The 15209-nt window shown below is 69.7% G+C and carries 15 protein-coding genes; 6 read left to right on the forward strand and 9 right to left on the reverse strand.

Features of this window, described 5'->3' with window-relative positions; all coding sequences use genetic code 11:
• Positions 1-52: 52 nt before the first annotated feature.
• Entirely contained in the window at positions 53-265 is a 213-nt protein-coding gene (locus BEP24_RS07450; protein WP_065961925.1) for a hypothetical protein, read from the forward strand.
• A gap of 84 nt (positions 266-349) precedes the next feature.
• Here BEP24_RS07450 and BEP24_RS07455 read toward each other — a convergent pair whose 3' ends face one another.
• Both BEP24_RS07455 and BEP24_RS07460 read right to left on the reverse strand, forming a co-directional pair.
• A complete protein-coding gene (locus tag BEP24_RS07455; protein ID WP_065961958.1) occupies positions 350-1234 on the reverse strand; it encodes a DUF808 domain-containing protein in 885 nt (294 codons plus the stop codon).
• A gap of 10 nt (positions 1235-1244) precedes the next feature.
• Entirely contained in the window at positions 1245-1577 is a 333-nt protein-coding gene (locus tag BEP24_RS07460) for a hypothetical protein (protein ID WP_065961926.1), read from the reverse strand.
• Positions 1578-1641: 64 nt separating this feature from the next.
• Here BEP24_RS07460 and BEP24_RS07465 point away from each other — a divergent pair, with 64 nt between their 5' ends.
• Positions 1642-1911 (forward strand): hypothetical protein, encoded by a 270-nt coding sequence (locus BEP24_RS07465; RefSeq protein ID WP_065961927.1) that lies wholly within the window; start codon positions 1642-1644, stop codon positions 1909-1911.
• Between the two features lie 119 nt (positions 1912-2030).
• Here BEP24_RS07465 and BEP24_RS16985 read toward each other — a convergent pair whose 3' ends face one another.
• The 5 genes from BEP24_RS16985 to BEP24_RS07485 all read right to left on the reverse strand — a co-directional run bounded on the left by BEP24_RS16985 (position 2031) and on the right by BEP24_RS07485 (position 8820).
• Positions 2031-2861, reverse strand: coding sequence for a hypothetical protein (locus BEP24_RS16985; protein WP_141693389.1), 831 nt, complete (start codon positions 2859-2861; stop codon positions 2031-2033).
• Positions 2851-4935 (reverse strand): DUF262 domain-containing protein, encoded by a 2085-nt coding sequence (locus BEP24_RS16535; protein WP_083230184.1) that lies wholly within the window; start codon positions 4933-4935, stop codon positions 2851-2853. The genes BEP24_RS16985 and BEP24_RS16535 overlap by 11 nt, the downstream gene beginning before the upstream one ends.
• Positions 4936-5241: 306 nt before the next feature.
• Positions 5242-5664, reverse strand: coding sequence for a glyoxalase (locus BEP24_RS07475; RefSeq protein WP_065961931.1), 423 nt, complete (start codon positions 5662-5664; stop codon positions 5242-5244).
• A gap of 199 nt (positions 5665-5863) precedes the next feature.
• Positions 5864-6454 carry a TetR/AcrR family transcriptional regulator gene (locus BEP24_RS07480; RefSeq protein ID WP_083230190.1) on the reverse strand — a complete coding sequence of 197 codons (591 nt, stop codon included), beginning with the start codon at positions 6452-6454 and terminating at the stop codon, positions 5864-5866.
• Positions 6455-6576: 122 nt separating this feature from the next.
• Complete coding sequence (locus BEP24_RS07485) at positions 6577-8820, reverse strand: MDR family MFS transporter (RefSeq protein WP_065961934.1); 2244 nt, start codon at positions 8818-8820, stop codon at positions 6577-6579.
• A gap of 98 nt (positions 8821-8918) precedes the next feature.
• Between BEP24_RS07485 and BEP24_RS07490 the strand changes: the two genes are divergently transcribed.
• The 3 genes from BEP24_RS07490 to BEP24_RS07500 all read left to right on the forward strand — a co-directional run bounded on the left by BEP24_RS07490 (position 8919) and on the right by BEP24_RS07500 (position 12677).
• Positions 8919-9395, forward strand: coding sequence for a MarR family winged helix-turn-helix transcriptional regulator (locus BEP24_RS07490; protein WP_065961935.1), 477 nt, complete (start codon positions 8919-8921; stop codon positions 9393-9395).
• Positions 9396-9597: 202 nt separating this feature from the next.
• Entirely contained in the window at positions 9598-11454 is a 1857-nt protein-coding gene (locus BEP24_RS07495) for a DEAD/DEAH box helicase (protein WP_065961937.1), read from the forward strand.
• 173 nt (positions 11455-11627) lie between these two features.
• Positions 11628-12677: a BLUF domain-containing protein gene (locus BEP24_RS07500; protein ID WP_065961938.1), complete on the forward strand. Its 1050-nt coding sequence runs from the start codon at positions 11628-11630 to the stop codon at positions 12675-12677.
• Between the two features lie 31 nt (positions 12678-12708).
• Here the strand turns inward: BEP24_RS07500 and BEP24_RS07505 are convergent, their stop codons facing one another.
• Both BEP24_RS07505 and BEP24_RS07510 read right to left on the reverse strand, forming a co-directional pair.
• Positions 12709-13170, reverse strand: coding sequence for a DUF1772 domain-containing protein (locus BEP24_RS07505; RefSeq protein ID WP_065961941.1), 462 nt, complete (start codon positions 13168-13170; stop codon positions 12709-12711).
• Positions 13171-13376: 206 nt separating this feature from the next.
• Positions 13377-14306 (reverse strand): NAD-dependent epimerase/dehydratase family protein, encoded by a 930-nt coding sequence (locus BEP24_RS07510; protein ID WP_065961943.1) that lies wholly within the window; start codon positions 14304-14306, stop codon positions 13377-13379.
• Between the two features lie 123 nt (positions 14307-14429).
• On the opposite strand from BEP24_RS07510, the gene BEP24_RS07515 reads away from it, so the two are divergent.
• Positions 14430-15188, forward strand: coding sequence for a TetR/AcrR family transcriptional regulator (locus BEP24_RS07515; protein WP_065961946.1), 759 nt, complete (start codon positions 14430-14432; stop codon positions 15186-15188).
• Positions 15189-15209 lie beyond the last annotated feature (21 nt).

The raw sequence follows: 15209 nt of genomic DNA on the forward strand, positions 1-15209 counted from the left end.
CGAGTGGTCGTTCCGCCACCCGGGCGCCTGCGGCACCGAGCGGAAGCCACCCATGTCGTACGCACCAACCGCCTGGCAACAGGAGTCCGCGACGAGGTGGACCGCCTCCGTCGACGGCACGGTGGTCGCCACGATCACCTACGGGCGGCAGTACGAGCTGGTCTCCGCCGACGGTGGCGTCCGCGGGTCCCACACGACGCTCGGCAGTGCGCAGGCGCAGTTCGGCGCGTGGTGCCAGTGGCGGTCGGACCAGGCCGACGCCTGACCGCTCGAGCCGGTGCCGACCCCTCGGCGTCGTCCTGACCGCTCGGACCGGCCCCGACCATCCGGGCGGTCCCGACCGCTCGGCTCAGTGCTGCCCGCGTCCGCGGAGACGGCCGATGCCGAGCACGATCCCGACGACGACCATGCCGAGCACGAGCCCGAACACGGCGGACACCGCGGTGTCGACGATCCACGTCACGACCGGACCGGCCGCCTCGACGGCGTGCTCGACCACGTGGAGCAGGTCGTACGGGCCGGACCAGAGCGTCTCGGCGAGGTTCGCGATCACCAGGTGCCCACCGACCCAGAGCATCGCGACGGTGCCGACGATGCTGATGAACCGGAAGACGCCCGGCATGGCGCGGACGATGCGGGCGCCGGCTCGACGGGTACGCCGGACCGGGTGCTTCATCATCGACAGCCCGACGTCGTCGACCTTCACGAGCAGCGCCACCGCACCGTAGACGAGCGCGGTCATGCCGGCGCCGATGAGCGCGAGCGCCCCGACCTTCGGCCAGAACGCCATGTCGGTGTCGAGGCTGGCGAGCGCGATGAGCATGATCTCGGTGCTGAGGATCAGGTCCGTGCGGATCGCCCCGAACACGAGCTTCGGCTCCGAGGTCGGCTGCTCCTCGGCGTGCCCGGCGTCGTGGTGCACGCCGAACCACTCGGTGACCTTCTCGGCGCCCTCGAAGCACAGGTACGTGCCGCCGAGCACGAGCAGCCACGGCAGCACCCACGGCGCGAACGCCGAGAGCAGCAGCGCCAGCGGGATGATGATGACGAACTTGTTGAACAGGCTCCCGAGGGCGATCCGGCCGACCACGGGCAGTTCGCGCGCCGGCTGCAGCCCCTGGACGTACTGCGGCGTGACGGCCGCGTCGTCGATGACCACGCCGGCGGTCTTCGCGCTGGCCTTGAGGGCGGCGGACAGGATGTCGTCCACGACGGCGAGCAACCCGACAGACATGCCGCTCACCCTACCGGTGGGCTGCTGACGGCCCTCCCGCGGCGGGCACCGTGACCGAACCGGCACCGAGGGGCAGGACGGGCGCGCGGTACGTCAGCGTGGCGGGCGCACCGGACGACACCGTCGCGTGTGCCGCTCCCCACCGCCAGGCCCGGTTGTACAGGTACACGCCGAGGTCGGTCGACCCGTCGTCGGCGACCGCCCACGTCCCGGTGCCCCACTGCGCGGGGTGCCCGACGCCGTCGACCACGACCGTCGGGCGGGCGCCCCACGTCCAGCGGGGTCGGGCGATGGTGAGCGTGACCCGGCGCTTCGTCGTGCCGGACGGCTGCGGAGCGTCCATCCGGTCAGGCTACGGGGCGGCCCGGCCCTGAACGGACGCAGCGGGTGGTCCGTATGCTCGCGGCATGGCTGACTTCACCGCCGCACAGGCCGCCGTCGTCCGGATCGAGCGCGCGGAGGAGGGCCGGTGGGACCTGTCCGTCATCAGCGACTCCGGCGTCGCGATGGGGCACGGCGTCTACCTGTTCCAGGCCGACCACGACGACGCCGAGGACGAGCAGGCCGCCGCCCTCGACTTCGTGCGGGAGTACGGCTTCCGGTTCGAGCGCGACGCCGTGGTCGCCGACGGCCCGGACGCGTTCTGGGCCCCGCTGCTGCCGCTCGACGCGGCCTGATGGCCGCTGTTTTGTTACCGGCACTCCTAACATTATCTCTAGCGCGCTTGCGCACGGACCTCAATCCTTCGTGGGCGAGCGTCGTGTCTCAAGATGCGCCGAACATCGCAAGCGTGATTTCACGACCCTTGCGCGAGGAGGCGCTCAGCCTTCGCTATAGGTGCCTTCACAATAGCTTCCGCGCTTGTGGCCCGAATGGTTAAAGCGAGCCACTGAGGGACGATGGGGGACTCGAGAACGTCAAAGGCAATGCCGTCTGGGTTCAGTGACTCGGCCATCAGGGCGAGGGTCTGACCTGACTCTGGATCGCGGGTAGCGCACCACGCATAAACGCGCGTCGGCATTCTGAGCAGTCGCGCTTCTTTCAGTGGCATGAACTGTGCGTGCATTTTTGCCCAAGCGTCAGGCTCGATCCTTCGATCAGGAAGACTGTTCGAATGATTGACATGGACACGCGTAGCTGACCTCAGGTCGTAATCATCCACGCTGCGGAGGAAGGAACTTTTGAGTGGAATGATCTCTCGTCCGCTTGATTCGTATTCTTCGGAGCCTGACCTTCGGAAGGCAAGGCGAAGGCGGCGACCCAGTTCCTCGTCAGCTTCGATCACGTAAGCGGACAGCCGCCACGCTTCATCCCCCCTAAACAGCACCATCGCGAGCGAATCAATTGCGCGCAACATTGACGAGGGATCCACGGCATCACGAGCAGTCTTCAGCTCCTGTAGTAGAGGGGTCACCTCGTCTGCTTTCTTCTTCGCCCTGCTAGCAGCCAGGAGGGAGCCGACGTGGCCCGAAGCCGTCAGGCCTATCGCGACGACCACGATGAGAAGGCGAGCCCAAGTGGGAACGTCGCTCGAGAAGACGCCGAGGACCGAGAACGCCATCGTCGCTACGATGAGTTGTGTGTTTATGACACTCACTCGAAAGAAAGCGCGATTTTCACTCATCATCGGCACCCTCGTCCGAATCGACAGCATCGCGGACGACGTCCTCGAGCTGCTGGGTGTCGACAAATGCTGCCGGGTTGACTGACTGAGTCTGAGTCTCGATACGTGACCTGGCCGCGGCATCGAACCAAGAAGGAATAGCACCGGAAGGATCGCGAACGAGACGTGCGATTGACGGGTCGAGCCGCAGGACTACAGACCGGACATCTTGAAGGGCTGACCCGGAATGCATGCTGAGGACTGCATCGGTCGTCCAAGATTCGGAGGGCAAGGACTGAAGGGCAAATTCTATGGCGTCCCTGTCTCGGTCTTGGCGGGCCGAAGCAGAATTATCGGGGTTGCGATCCTCCGTGGGTCCCGGGTAGCGTTTCATCAACAGTCGAGCCAGGTTGAGGCTGCGTTCGCGAATCAGACTCGGGTTGAATCGGCCTGATTCAATCAGGGATTCGTCTAGCGTGGACCCGATCTCGAACGAGCCCCTAGATCCCTCAAAAGAGGAGTAGTCAACGGCGGCTGGCACGCGAAGAGCAAGGTTGCCGAGAGTGTTGACGAGAGCGAGTGCTTCGTCTACTTCTTCCCCGCTGGCCTTGATGTCTTCCCGCCAGGAACTCGAGAGCTCCTCGGGCATGATGCGGGTAACCCGAGCTGCAGCGTCCATTTCGGGTGAAGAGCCCTGTGCGATCTCCTCGGCCTCTTCAAGTAGGAATCGCACTTGTCGTCGAGCGGATGCCAGTATTGGCTGGCTCGGTATAGCGGCCTCTACTTCGGAGTTACGAGGCCAGTAATATCCCTTCTGACTAAGAATTTCCCTCAATGCGGAACTCGGTGATCTTCCCTCATCTGCATCGAGGCGAGCGGGCAATGGTGTGAGCAGCCTATTAAGGAGGTTCGTCGGTACGCCTGCAAGGGCTCGTCTGATCAGGTAACCAAGGAGCGTCTCTACGGCCTCGCCAGCCTCCTGCTCGCTGATTCTGCCCGTTATGGCTGATTTGGTGAGCCAGAGAGCGAGAGGGGTTGACGGTTCCGACCCCCACGCGACCAACTTGATTAAGGCCCCCCGTAAGGGTGAAGTCATGCTCAAAATGTCGAGATTTGCGTCTGCCGGGTGGCGGACAATCTCGAACACTTGTGAGTCGGAGTGGATTTGCGCAAACTCGTCAAGTGCAAATTGTCGACGTTCGGCTTCCGCAAGGCCCGCGAGGGATTTCCGAAGCCGGCGTTCGAAGAATGCAAAGAGGTCCTGTCGAGTGGTTGCAGGGTCGTGGACAACTTCACGGGACCAGAGGAACGTGATGAACTGTCGGTCATCAACTTTGCCGGTAGAGGCATTGAAGAAGGTTTCCTCGATCGGTATCCAGTGCTCCTTGTAGGCGGCGTCGCCAAGATTTTCGCCGATATGCAGCAGGAGCTCGTTCCTGACGAGGTCGGAGGCCGAGAGGGGCAAGCCTTTTGAGTTGAGCGTGTTGAAGATGTTGTTGACGGAGTCGCCGATGCTTGTATTTATCTCGACGAGAAGCATGCGGAGCAGCAGGGTCTCTCCCAGCGCCTTCGGGTTCATACCCTCGTCTCGAACAGCATTCTCAATTCGGCGTCGGAAAAATACATAAGCTTGACCCACGCCGTCGGTGGGCTGCGAGTTCCGGACGGTCTCGCTGAATGCCCGGCGATCGAGTTCAGTGGGCTTGAGTCGATCAGGGAACTGGTCGTCATAGGGGTTGGTTAGATACTTGACGTCGTACTCGGATCCATCCCAATTCTCCTCGACATCGCGGCGCACGTCTCGGATGGCGGCAAGTAGCACGAGAATAGTCGTCAGTCGTTGCTGGCCGTCAACGACCAGGTGTTGAGCCAGGATCGACGCGGTGCTTGTAGCGGGATGAAGCACGATGCTCCCGAGGAAATGCCCATTTGAGCTCTCGTCGGTGCCGGCGTGTGCGAACCCATGTTCACGAATAAGGTCGGCCCAAAGTAGTTCCCACTCCTTCGACCGCCATGAGTAGCGCCGCTGGAAGTTGGGTACGAGGAAGACCTTGGAGCCTTGGAGGAGGCGCAGGATCGTGGTTTCAACAGCTTTCAAGACAGGCCCTCAGTTCGAACGGGTGACGAATCCTCGAACCGTACCTCATCTTGGCGCTGCGAGCCACCGTGCGTCGAAGGACGGGAGTCACAATCGGTATCGAAACTGCCGATTGACGCTGGCGGCCTTCGTGTTATCAGGGCGCGAGGCGATGAGGTCACCCTCCGTCGGTTCGACCACTCGAGGAATGCGGCGTCGCGATCGTTACATTCATCAGATCCGTGCACGCGACGGTAGTTAGCATCGGTCGCGGTTGCCTTGACCCTCCATCGGCTCTTCGTTATTCATCGCTCATCGATGCGCGTTTCATGTCGAGCATGCCATCGCGGACGCCTCGAACCCGATCAACCACGTGACGCCGAACGCGTCGCGGACGGTGCCGTCCCAGTCGCCCCACGGCCGCTCCTGCAGGTCGTCGACCACCGTGCCGCCGTCGGCGAGGGCGGCGAACCACCGACGGAGGACCTCCGGGTCCGCGGCGCCGAGGAGCGAGAAGAGCAGCCCGGTCGCGGTGAAGGGCCGGTCGTCGCCGCCGGCGTCCGCGGCGAACACGTGCACGTCGCCGACGAGTTCGCCGTGCGCGACCGCGTCCGCAGGGCCGTCCTCGCGGGAGAAGTCGCCGTGGGTCGCGATCCGCAGCTCGCCCCCGAAGACGCGCTGCCACCGTTCCAGTGCTGCGCGCGCCGTGCCCGGGAGCAGGAAGTACGGCGCCGGTCCGCTCGTGTCCATGCCCGGACCGTACCCCCACCGCGGACGGCAGTCTTCGTGGTGAGAAGGAGAAAACTACCGATGGTGGCAGTTTTCTCCCGCAGCCGCAGCCGCAGCCGCAGCCGCAGCCGCAGCCGCAGCCGCAGCCAGCGACGATGGTGACCACCGACGTCCGCGACCGCCACGACCGAGGCGACCCGCGCCTCCCGTCCGGCGGGCGTCAGCCCGCGGCCAGCGCGCCCATCTCGGCGACGACGGCGCGGAGCCTGGACGCGAGTTCCTCGCTGTCCCCGACGGTGTCCCGGTGTGCCACCTCGGACAGTGCGGACAGCACGAGCCCGACGGCGGTGCGGGCCGTCTGCTCGTCGGTGCGGGTGGACACCGTGGCGAGCAGCGACTGCCGCGACTCCGCCATCCACTGCATGACCATCGGGGCCATCTCGGGCCGGAGCACGAGCAGTTCCTTCATCCGGCGGCGGTCCTGCGACAGCGGCACCGTCGAGGCGACGAGCGTGCACAGGTCGTCGACCAGTCGGCCGTCCGCCTCGGTGAATCGAATCGCCGCCCACTCCGGGACCTCGACGGTGTCGAGCCCGAGCGCGGCGTGCGCCTTCGACGTGAAGTAGTTGAAGAACGTGCGGGGCGAGACGTCGGCGTCACCGCAGATCTGCTCGACGGTGACGCCGTCGAGACCGTGCTCGGACACGAGCGTGAGCGCGGCGTCGTGGAGCGCCTGCCGGGTCTGCTGCTTCTTCCGTTCGCGCAGCGTGCACGGCGCGGTGGCCGGGTCCGGTGCTGCTGTCGTGGTCACGTGCACTCCTGGGCTGGTTCGGGGGAGGTCGCTGGTCCGGCCGGTCGGCCGCGGGGCCGGTCCCGCCGCGGTGGCGAGACCGACGGGCCGGCCCCGCCGCGGTGGCGGGACCGGCCCGGGGGTCACCGGCGCTGGGTCGGCGTGGAGCCGGTCATCGGGCCGGTGAAGCTGCCGGCCTCGGCCGCGGCGAGTCCGGCCTGGACCTCGAGGTCGTCCTCGGCGGACCGCCCGGACCGGTCGGACCGACCGGACCGGTCGGACCGGTCGAGCTGGTCGGAGCCGCCGTTCGCGTCGTCGTGCTGCTCCTGGAGCGCCGAGCGCTGCCGGAGCGGCGGCACGCGGAAGAACCAGGTGAGGACGAACGCCAACAGGATCACGCCGAGGCCGACCCAGTAGATCGTCACGGACGAGGCGTTGAAGCCCGCCATGAACGGCCGGGTGAGGCGGCTGTCGGCGCCGGTGAGGAACGAGGTGTCGTTCGTGCTCGTGGCGTTGCTGCTCGAGCCGCTGCCGTCCTCGATCTTCTTCGCGAGCTCCGGCGTCAGCTGGTCGACCCAGTAGGAGCGTTGCGCGGCGTCCGACCAGTCGACCGAGACGGTGCCGTCCTGGACGCTGGCGTGGGCCTGCTCCGCGACGGCCTGCAGTGCTGCGGCCTCGGCGGCCGGGGTGGCGTCGGCGACCTGCTGGTCGGTGACGGTCTGCGCGGCGGCCTGGGGCAGGGCGCCCGCGGCCACCTGTGCCTGCACGGCGGCGGTCACCTTCGCCGTGACCTGGGCGTCGGCGGCGGCCTTCGCCTCGACCGATGCGTCGTCGAGCTTCGACTGCACGGTCTGCTGCAGCGGCATGGTGATCGGGGCCCAGATCTTGTCGATCGCGCCCTGGTTCGCGGCCTTGCCCGCGACGGCCGGGTCGAGCGCGGCGGACAGCGCCGGCTTGAGGTCGGCCTGGTTCGCGGTCGCCGACAGGATGTTGCTCGGCATGACCGAGAACAGGATCGACAGGAGCACGGCGGTGCCGAGCGTGCCGCCGATCTGCCGGAAGAACGTGGCCGACGACGTGGCGACGCCCATGTCCCGGGCCTCGACCGACCCCTGCGAGGCGAGGGTCAGCGACTGCATGACCGAGCCGAGCCCGAGCCCGATGAGGAACATGCCGATCATGAGGAACCAGAGCGGCTTGTCGATCGTCATGAAGGTCAGGACGACGTAGCCGGCGGAGACCAGGAACGTGCCGATGACCGGGAAGATCCGGTAGCGACCGACCCGGGCGACGATCTGACCGCTCGTGATCGACGCGATCATCAGTCCGCCCACGAGCGGCAGCGTGGCGAAGCCGGACTCGGTCGGGGTGAGCCCGACGACGATCTGCAGGTACAGCGGGATGGTCAGCATCGCGCCGAACATCGCGAAGCCGACGAGGAACCCGATGACGGTCGCCATCGAGAACGTGCCCGAGCGGAACAGCTTGAGCGGGATGATCGCGGCGTCGCCCATCTTCGACTCGACGAGCAGGAGCGCGACGAGGCCGAGGGCACCGATCACGTAGCTGGCGATCGCGGCGGGGGAGCCCCAGCCCCAGGTGCGGCCCTGCTCCGCCACGAGCAGCAGCGGCACGAGCGTGACGATGACCGCGGTGGCGCCCCACCAGTCGACCTTCGGCTTGTCGCCCTTGCCGTGCACCTTCGGCAGGTGCAGGAAGACGATCACCATGACGAGCGCGGCGATGCCGATCGGCACGTTGATGAGGAGGACCCAGCGCCAGCCGGTGATCCAGAGGATCTCGGAGGAGCCGGCGAGCAGCCCGCCGATGAGCGGGCCGATCACCGAGGAGATGCCGAAGACGGCCAGGAAGTAGCCCTGGTACTTCGCGCGCTCCCGCGGGGCGAGGATGTCGCCCATGATCGCCAGCGGCAGCGACATGAGCGCGCCGGCGCCGATGCCCTGCACGGCGCGGAAGGCCGCGAGCATGAGCATCGAGGTGGACATCGAGGACAGCACGGCGCCGAGGATGAACACGACGATGCCGAAGATGTAGAGGGGCCGGCGGCCGAAGATGTCGGAGAGCTTGCCGTAGATCGGCGTCGCGATCGTCGACGTGATCAGGTAGGCGGTCGTGACCCAGGCCTGCTGGTCGAGCCCGTGCAGGTCGTCGCCGATGGTGCGGATGGCCGTGCCGAACACCGTCTGGCCGAGGGACGACAGGAACATGCCCGCCATCAGGCCGTAGATCACGAGGAGGATCTGGCGGTGCGTCATGAGCGGCTGCCCGGGGGCGCCGGACGCGGGTGCGCCGGTCGCGCCGGGGGCGGCGTCGGGCACGGCGGCGTGGCGGCCGTGCTGCACCGGGACGGGTGCGGTGGCGGTCATCGAACTCCTTTTTCGGGCTGTGTAACTTTGCAGACCGCGCAACGATACCTCCATTGCTTCCACGAAGCAACTAAATGGGTCACCGGTAGCCTGAGCCCGTGACCGACGCCCGAGCCGACGCCGAACGACTGCTCCGTGCCCAGCTCGACCGACTCTGGGTCCGGCAGACCCTGCGGGCGTCGCTGATCGAGTCCCAGGGCGGCCTCGACCCGACGGCCCGCGTGATCCTCCGCGCCGTCGACCGGTCCGGCGCGGTGCGCTCGATGGCCATCGCCGACGCCACGGGGCTGTCCCGCCCGGTCGTCAGCCGCCGGGTCGCCTCGCTCGTGGAGTCCGGGCACCTCGACACCGCCCCCGACCCCGCCGACGGTCGCGCCGCGCTCGTGTCGGTCGCGCCGGCCGGTCGGGAGCTCCTGGACACGCTGGCGGGCGCGGGGGCCGAGGTCGCCGACGAGCTCACGCAGGCGTTCGCGACCGAGGAGCTCCAGACGCTCGCGGGACTGCTGGCACGGCTGAACGACCGCGCGGACACGGTGCTCGGCATCGGCGCGCCGGACGGCGACCGCCCGGCCTGAGCGTGCGGCCCGCGTCCGCGACGCGGTCGGGCGACGGTCGGGAGGCGCGGTGCGGGCCCGCCACGCACCCTCCGGTCGCGACCCACTGACGGACGGGAGGCGCGGTGCGGCGCCGCCACGAGCCTCCCGTCCGGCCCCGGTCCGGGCTGCCCGCAGGCGGGCCGGGTCGCCGTGGGGGCCACGTCCGCGGTACCGTTTCCGCATGAGCACGGACACCGCCACCACCACCGAGACCGCCGACGAGGGGCCCGTGGTGACCTTCGCCGACCTCGGCCTGAGCGACCCGGTGCTCAAGGCCGTCAAGGACATCGGCTACGAGACCCCCTCCGCCATCCAGGAAGCGACGATCCCGACGCTGCTCGCGGGCCGCGACGTCGTCGGCCTCGCGCAGACCGGAACCGGCAAGACCGCGGCGTTCGCGCTGCCGATCCTGTCCCGCATGGAGTCGGGCAGCAAGGTGCCGCAGGCGCTCGTGCTGTCGCCGACCCGGGAGCTCGCGCTGCAGGTGTGCGAGGCCTTCGAGCAGTTCGCGTCGCACATGAAGCACGTCCACGTGCTGCCGGTCTACGGCGGCCAGGCGTACGGCGTGCAGCTGTCGGCCCTGCGTCGCGGCGTCGACGTCGTGGTCGGCACCCCCGGCCGCATCATGGACCACATCGCGAAGGGCACGCTCGACCTGTCCGAGCTGAAGTACCTCGTGCTCGACGAGGCCGACGAGATGCTCAAGATGGGCTTCGCCGAGGACGTCGAGACGATCCTCGCCGAGACCCCGGACGACAAGCAGGTCGCGCTGTTCTCGGCGACGATGCCCGCGCAGATCCGCCGCATCTCGCAGCAGTACCTCAACGACCCGTCCGAGATCACGGTCAAGACCAAGACGAAGACGGCCGCGAACATCACGCAGCGGTACCTCATCGTGTCGTACCCGCAGAAGGTCGACGCCCTGACCCGCATCCTCGAGGTCGAGGACTTCGAGGGCATGATCGTCTTCGTCCGCACCAAGAGCGAGACCGAGACCCTGGCCGAGAAGCTCCGGGCCCGCGGCTACGCGGCGGCGGCCATCAGCGGTGACGTCGCCCAGGCGCAGCGCGAGCGCACCGTGAACCAGCTCAAGTCGGGCAAGCTCGACATCCTCGTGGCGACCGACGTCGCGGCCCGTGGTCTCGACGTCGACCGCATCACCCACGTGGTGAACTTCGACATCCCCGTCGACATCGAGTCCTACGTGCACCGCATCGGCCGCACCGGTCGTGCCGGCCGCAAGGGCGACTCGATCAGCTTCGTCACGCCGCGCGAGCGTCGCCTGCTCTCGGCGATCGAGCGCCACACCAAGCAGCCGCTCACGCAGATGCAGCTACCGACGATCGACGACGTCAACGAGACGCGCCTGACCCGCTTCGACGACGCGATCACCGCCGCGCTCGAGCAGCAGGACCGCATCGAGAAGTTCCGCGAGGTCATCGCGCACTACGTCCGCAACCACGACGTCCCCGCCGAGGACGTCTCCGCGGCCCTCGCCGTCGTCGCCCAGGGTGACGACCCGCTGCTGCTCGACCCGAACTCGGACGCGCTCCGCAACCAGGTCGACCGTGACGGCCGTCGTGGCGACGACCGCGCCGACCGTGGTGACCGCGGTGACCGTGCCGAGCGCGGTCCCCGTCGCTCGCAGCCGATGGCCGCGTACCGCATCGAGGTCGGCCGCCGGCACCGTGTCGAGCCGCGCCAGATCGTCGGCGCGCTCGCGAACGAGGGCGGGCTCCGCCGCGACGACTTCGGGTCGATCCAGATCCGCCCGGACTTCTCGATCGTCGAGCTGCCCCAGGACATGGACCCGGGCGTGCTCGACCGCCTGTCGGACACCCGGATCAGCGGCAAGCTCATCGAGATCCGCCCGGACTCCCGCGGCGGCGGTGCCCGTCGCGACGACCGCGGCTCGCGCGGCGGGTACGACCGCGACTCGCGCGGCGGTGGCCGGGGCGGCTACGACCGCGACTCCCGTGGTGGCGACCGTGACGACCGCGGCGGCGACGACCGCGGTGCGCGCCGACCGCGGTACTGATGCGCTGACCGGGCGCGCTGCGGCGTCCCCGGTCCCGACGGGCGTGCCCGGACCTCCCGAGGTCCGGGCACGCCCGTCGTCGTCCACCGGCCGGTCGGGGGGTTGCGGCACGGTGGACAGAGCGGTTCACTCGGACGAGGGCACCGTGTCCGGCCGTCAGGAGGCATCCACCCATGCGTTCGATCGTCTACACCAGCACGCAGACCCGTCCGATCACGGACGCGGAGCTCGCCCAGATCCTGGCCGTCGGCCGTGAGAAGAACACGAGCATGGGCGTGACGGGCATCCTCGCGCACAAGGGGGACAACTGCATCGGCATCCTCGAGGGGGACGACGAGGTCGTGGGCGCCCGCTTCGAGCAGGTCCGCCTCGACCCCCGCCACACCAACGTGCGGGTGCTGCTCGACGAACCCATCCAGCAGCGGTCGTTCCCGGACTGGTCGATGGCGTTCCAGCCACTCGACCCGCTGATGCAGCAGGTCCCGGGCTTCAGTGACCTGTTCGCCCCCGGGCAACCCGCCGACCCGGCGTTCGGGTCGGCCCGGGCACGCGGGCTGCTCGAGTGGTTCCGGAAGCACCCGCTCGCGCCGCTGACGAGCCGCACCGCGGAGGAGGACGAGGCGCCCCGCTCCCTGGCGATCATCGGCGCCATCATCGCGCTGCGCGACGGCGGTGTCTCGCGGTTCGGGCTCGACGTCGCAGCGGCGCACGCGGGCATGCCCGTCGAGGACCTGCGGCAGGTCTTCCCGACCGAGGGGTCGCTGCTCGCGGCCACGGTCGAGCGGTGGACGCGGACGGTCTCGGGTCCGCTGACGCCGCTCATCGCGGAGAAGGGCACGGTCGCGTTCCTGCACGCCCTCCTCCTCGCGCAGTCCGAGGAACCGGCGCTGGTCGAGCTCCTGGCTGCGAGCCTGGCGTCCGCGGCCGACCCGACCGTGGACGGTGCCGACTACCACCGCTCGACGTACCGGCGCTTCCGGCAGACGATCCGGGACGGCCTGGCCGCGGACGTCCGCGAGGGTCGGGAGCCCGCGACGATGGACCCGGTCCGCGGTGCACAGCAGCTCCTCGCCCTGCACGACGGCCTCCGGCTGCAGGCGCTCCTCACCGCGGACACCGACCTCGTCGACGCGTTCGACCGTGCGGCGACCCGCCTGCGCCGCGGCTGGTCCGAGCAGTACGAGCAGCCGTCCTACTGGGACGTCCCGGTCACCGGCGCCTGACGACCGGGTGCCGGTGTCGGCGACGCGGACGTCAGGGTGCGCCCAGCAGCTGCACGAGCGCGACGGTGGACAGGACGAACGCCACGACGGCGGCGCTCGACCGGAGCACGTCGATCCGCTGCCAGCGCACCAGCACCCGCTCCCAGCCCGCCGGGGGAGCCGTCGGGTCCCAGCCGTCCACCCGGATGTTGATCGGGACGGTCCCGAGGAACGACGCGAGGACGAACACCAGGAGGGCGGACGCGGCGGCGACCCGCCACCCGAGGCCGTCGGCGGTGCCGACGGTCACGAGCACGGCGACCGTCGACAGCACGGACGGCACCATCAGCGCGGGGACGAGGACCCGCAGCGTGCGCACGAGCGCGATCCGCGTGCGGAGGTGCGCCTCGTCGGGCAGCGCGGCCATCGCGGGGTGGACGCCCCAGCGGACGACGAGCTCCTCGCCGGCGAGCAGCCCCAGCAGGACCAGGTGGACCACCAGGAGGGCGGTCACCGGGTGCTCCCGGTGGTGGGTTCGGGGGCGGGCGTTCGGGACACGGGTCCTCCTCGGGGTGGTGGCGCGGGACGTGTCGCCACACTCGTCGGACGCGCTCACGCGGCGCTGACGTCGTCCTGACGCCGCGGTGGCTGTCCGTCGGCCGGGCGCGGCCGGGTCGACGACGGCCGGGTGGCGGGGTGGCGGGGTGACCGGCCGGACGGTCAGGCCACCAGGCCCTCGGCGGTCCGCCGGCAGACCTCGTCCCACGGCGTCGGCTCGAGCCCGAGGTGCGCCCGGGTCGCGCGGTCGTCGACGACGTACGGCCCGGTCCACTGGTAGCCGAGCTGGGCGACCTCGCGCATGAACGGCACGACGGTCCCGAGTGCGCGGAACACCCCGATCGGCAGCGACCGGACCCGCACGGCGGGCTTGCCGACCGACCGCAGCACGTCGGTGAGCGCCTGCTCCTGCGTGCGCGGCGCGTTCGTCGGCACGATCCACGTCCGCCCGTGCGCGGTCGGGTCGTCGGTCGCGGCGACGAGCGTGCGGGCGACGTCCCCGACGTCGGTGTACGAGTGCGGCTGGTCGGTCCGGCCGATCACCGTGGCCGCCCTCCCGCGCAGCGCCCCGGGGAGGACCCGCGTGACGTGCCCGTTCGCCCCCACGCCCGGTCCGACGTAGTCGGCACCGCGGACCTCGACGGCGCGGAGCCGGCCGGCCTCGTGCGCGGCGCGGGCGTCCGCCCACATCCGGGCCCGGAGGATGCCCTTGTGGTCGGTCGCCGCGTCGGGCAGGTCGGCGTGCATCGGTCCGGTCACCGGGCCGTACGGGTACAGGTTGCCCGTGATCCCGTAGACCGCGCCGGTCCGCTCGGCGGTCTCGAGCAGCGCGGTGGCGAGCGGCGGCCACACGCGCTCCCACTGGGTGTAGTCGCCCGGGTTCGCGCAGTTGTACAGGGCAGCGGCGCCCTCGGTGACCCGGGTGAGGGCCGCGGCGTCGGACGCGTCGAGGGCGACGTGCCGGGCGCCGGCGACCCCGCTGTCCCGTCCGGAGCGGGTGACGACGACGACCTCGTCGCCGCGCCCGGCGAGGTGGGCGGCGACGTGGCGGCCGACGGGGCCGGCGCCGACGACGACGTGGTGACGGGACATGGTGCCTCCTGGCAGGTCTGGGAGAGCAGTGCTCTCGGAACTGAGTGTGGAGGACGGCGGCGCAGATTGCAAGAGCAGTGCTCTCGTTCGCGTGCACTGCTCTCGCGTGGCAGGCTGGACGGCATGGTGGACAAGGCCCCGACCGCGCGTGCGCTCGCCCGCGAGACCGTCCGCACCGCGATCCTCGACGCGGCACGGGCCCGGCTGACCGAGGAGGGGCCGGCGCAGCTGAGCCTCCGCGCCGTCGCCCGCGACGTCGGCATGGTCTCGTCTGCCGTGTACCGGTACTTCCCGAGCCGCGACGACCTGCTCACGGCGCTGCTCGTGCTCGACTACGACGAGCTCGGTGCCGCCGTCGAGGCCGCCGAGTCGCCCGTCGACCGCGCGGACCACGTCGGTCGCTGGGTCGCCGCGTGCCGCGCGATCCGCGGGTGGGCGGTCGCGCACCCCGGCGACTTCGCGCTGCTCTACGGCTCGCCGGTCCCCGGCTACGTCGCGCCGCAGGACACCGTCGCGCCCGCGTCGCGCACGACGCACGTGCTCCTGCGGGTGGTCACCGACGCGTGGGCCGCGGTCCCCGGGTCGGCCCTGCCCCCGGACTGGAGGCTCGGTGCGGGCCCGTCGGTCGACTCGCGCCCCGGGACCGCCGCGTCCGTCGCCGACGCGGTCCGGTACGCCGCGACCCACGGCTTCCACGCCGACCCCGCACCCGAGGTCGTGCTCCGCACGCTGATGGCCTGGACCACCGTGTACGGGATGCTGTCGTTCGAGCTCTTCGGGCACGCCGTCGGGTCGGTGTCCGAGCACGCCGCGTACTTCGACGAGGTCGTCGTCCGCCTCGCGCACGACCTGGGCCTCGCCTCGCCGCATCCCGTCCCCTGAACGGGGCGTCGGCTGACAGGT

Source organism: Curtobacterium sp. UCD-KPL2560, from assembly GCF_001705035.1.
Taxonomy (GTDB): Bacteria; Actinomycetota; Actinomycetes; order Actinomycetales; family Microbacteriaceae; genus Curtobacterium.

Coding starts and splice junctions, on each gene's coding strand:
- BEP24_RS07450 (WP_065961925.1), top strand. CDS start 53: ATGTCGTACGCACCAACCGCCTGGCAACAGGAGTCCGCGACGAGGTGG.
- BEP24_RS07455 (WP_065961958.1), bottom strand. CDS start 1,234: ATGTCTGTCGGGTTGCTCGCCGTCGTGGACGACATCCTGTCCGCCGCC.
- BEP24_RS07460 (WP_065961926.1), bottom strand. CDS start 1,577: ATGGACGCTCCGCAGCCGTCCGGCACGACGAAGCGCCGGGTCACGCTC.
- BEP24_RS07465 (WP_065961927.1), top strand. CDS start 1,642: ATGGCTGACTTCACCGCCGCACAGGCCGCCGTCGTCCGGATCGAGCGC.
- BEP24_RS16985 (WP_141693389.1), bottom strand. CDS start 2,861: ATGATGAGTGAAAATCGCGCTTTCTTTCGAGTGAGTGTCATAAACACA.
- BEP24_RS07475 (WP_065961931.1), bottom strand. CDS start 5,664: ATGGACACGAGCGGACCGGCGCCGTACTTCCTGCTCCCGGGCACGGCG.
- BEP24_RS07485 (WP_065961934.1), bottom strand. CDS start 8,820: ATGACCGCCACCGCACCCGTCCCGGTGCAGCACGGCCGCCACGCCGCC.
- BEP24_RS07495 (WP_065961937.1), top strand. CDS start 9,598: ATGAGCACGGACACCGCCACCACCACCGAGACCGCCGACGAGGGGCCC.
- BEP24_RS07500 (WP_065961938.1), top strand. CDS start 11,628: ATGCGTTCGATCGTCTACACCAGCACGCAGACCCGTCCGATCACGGAC.
- BEP24_RS07510 (WP_065961943.1), bottom strand. CDS start 14,306: ATGTCCCGTCACCACGTCGTCGTCGGCGCCGGCCCCGTCGGCCGCCAC.
- BEP24_RS07515 (WP_065961946.1), top strand. CDS start 14,430: ATGGTGGACAAGGCCCCGACCGCGCGTGCGCTCGCCCGCGAGACCGTC.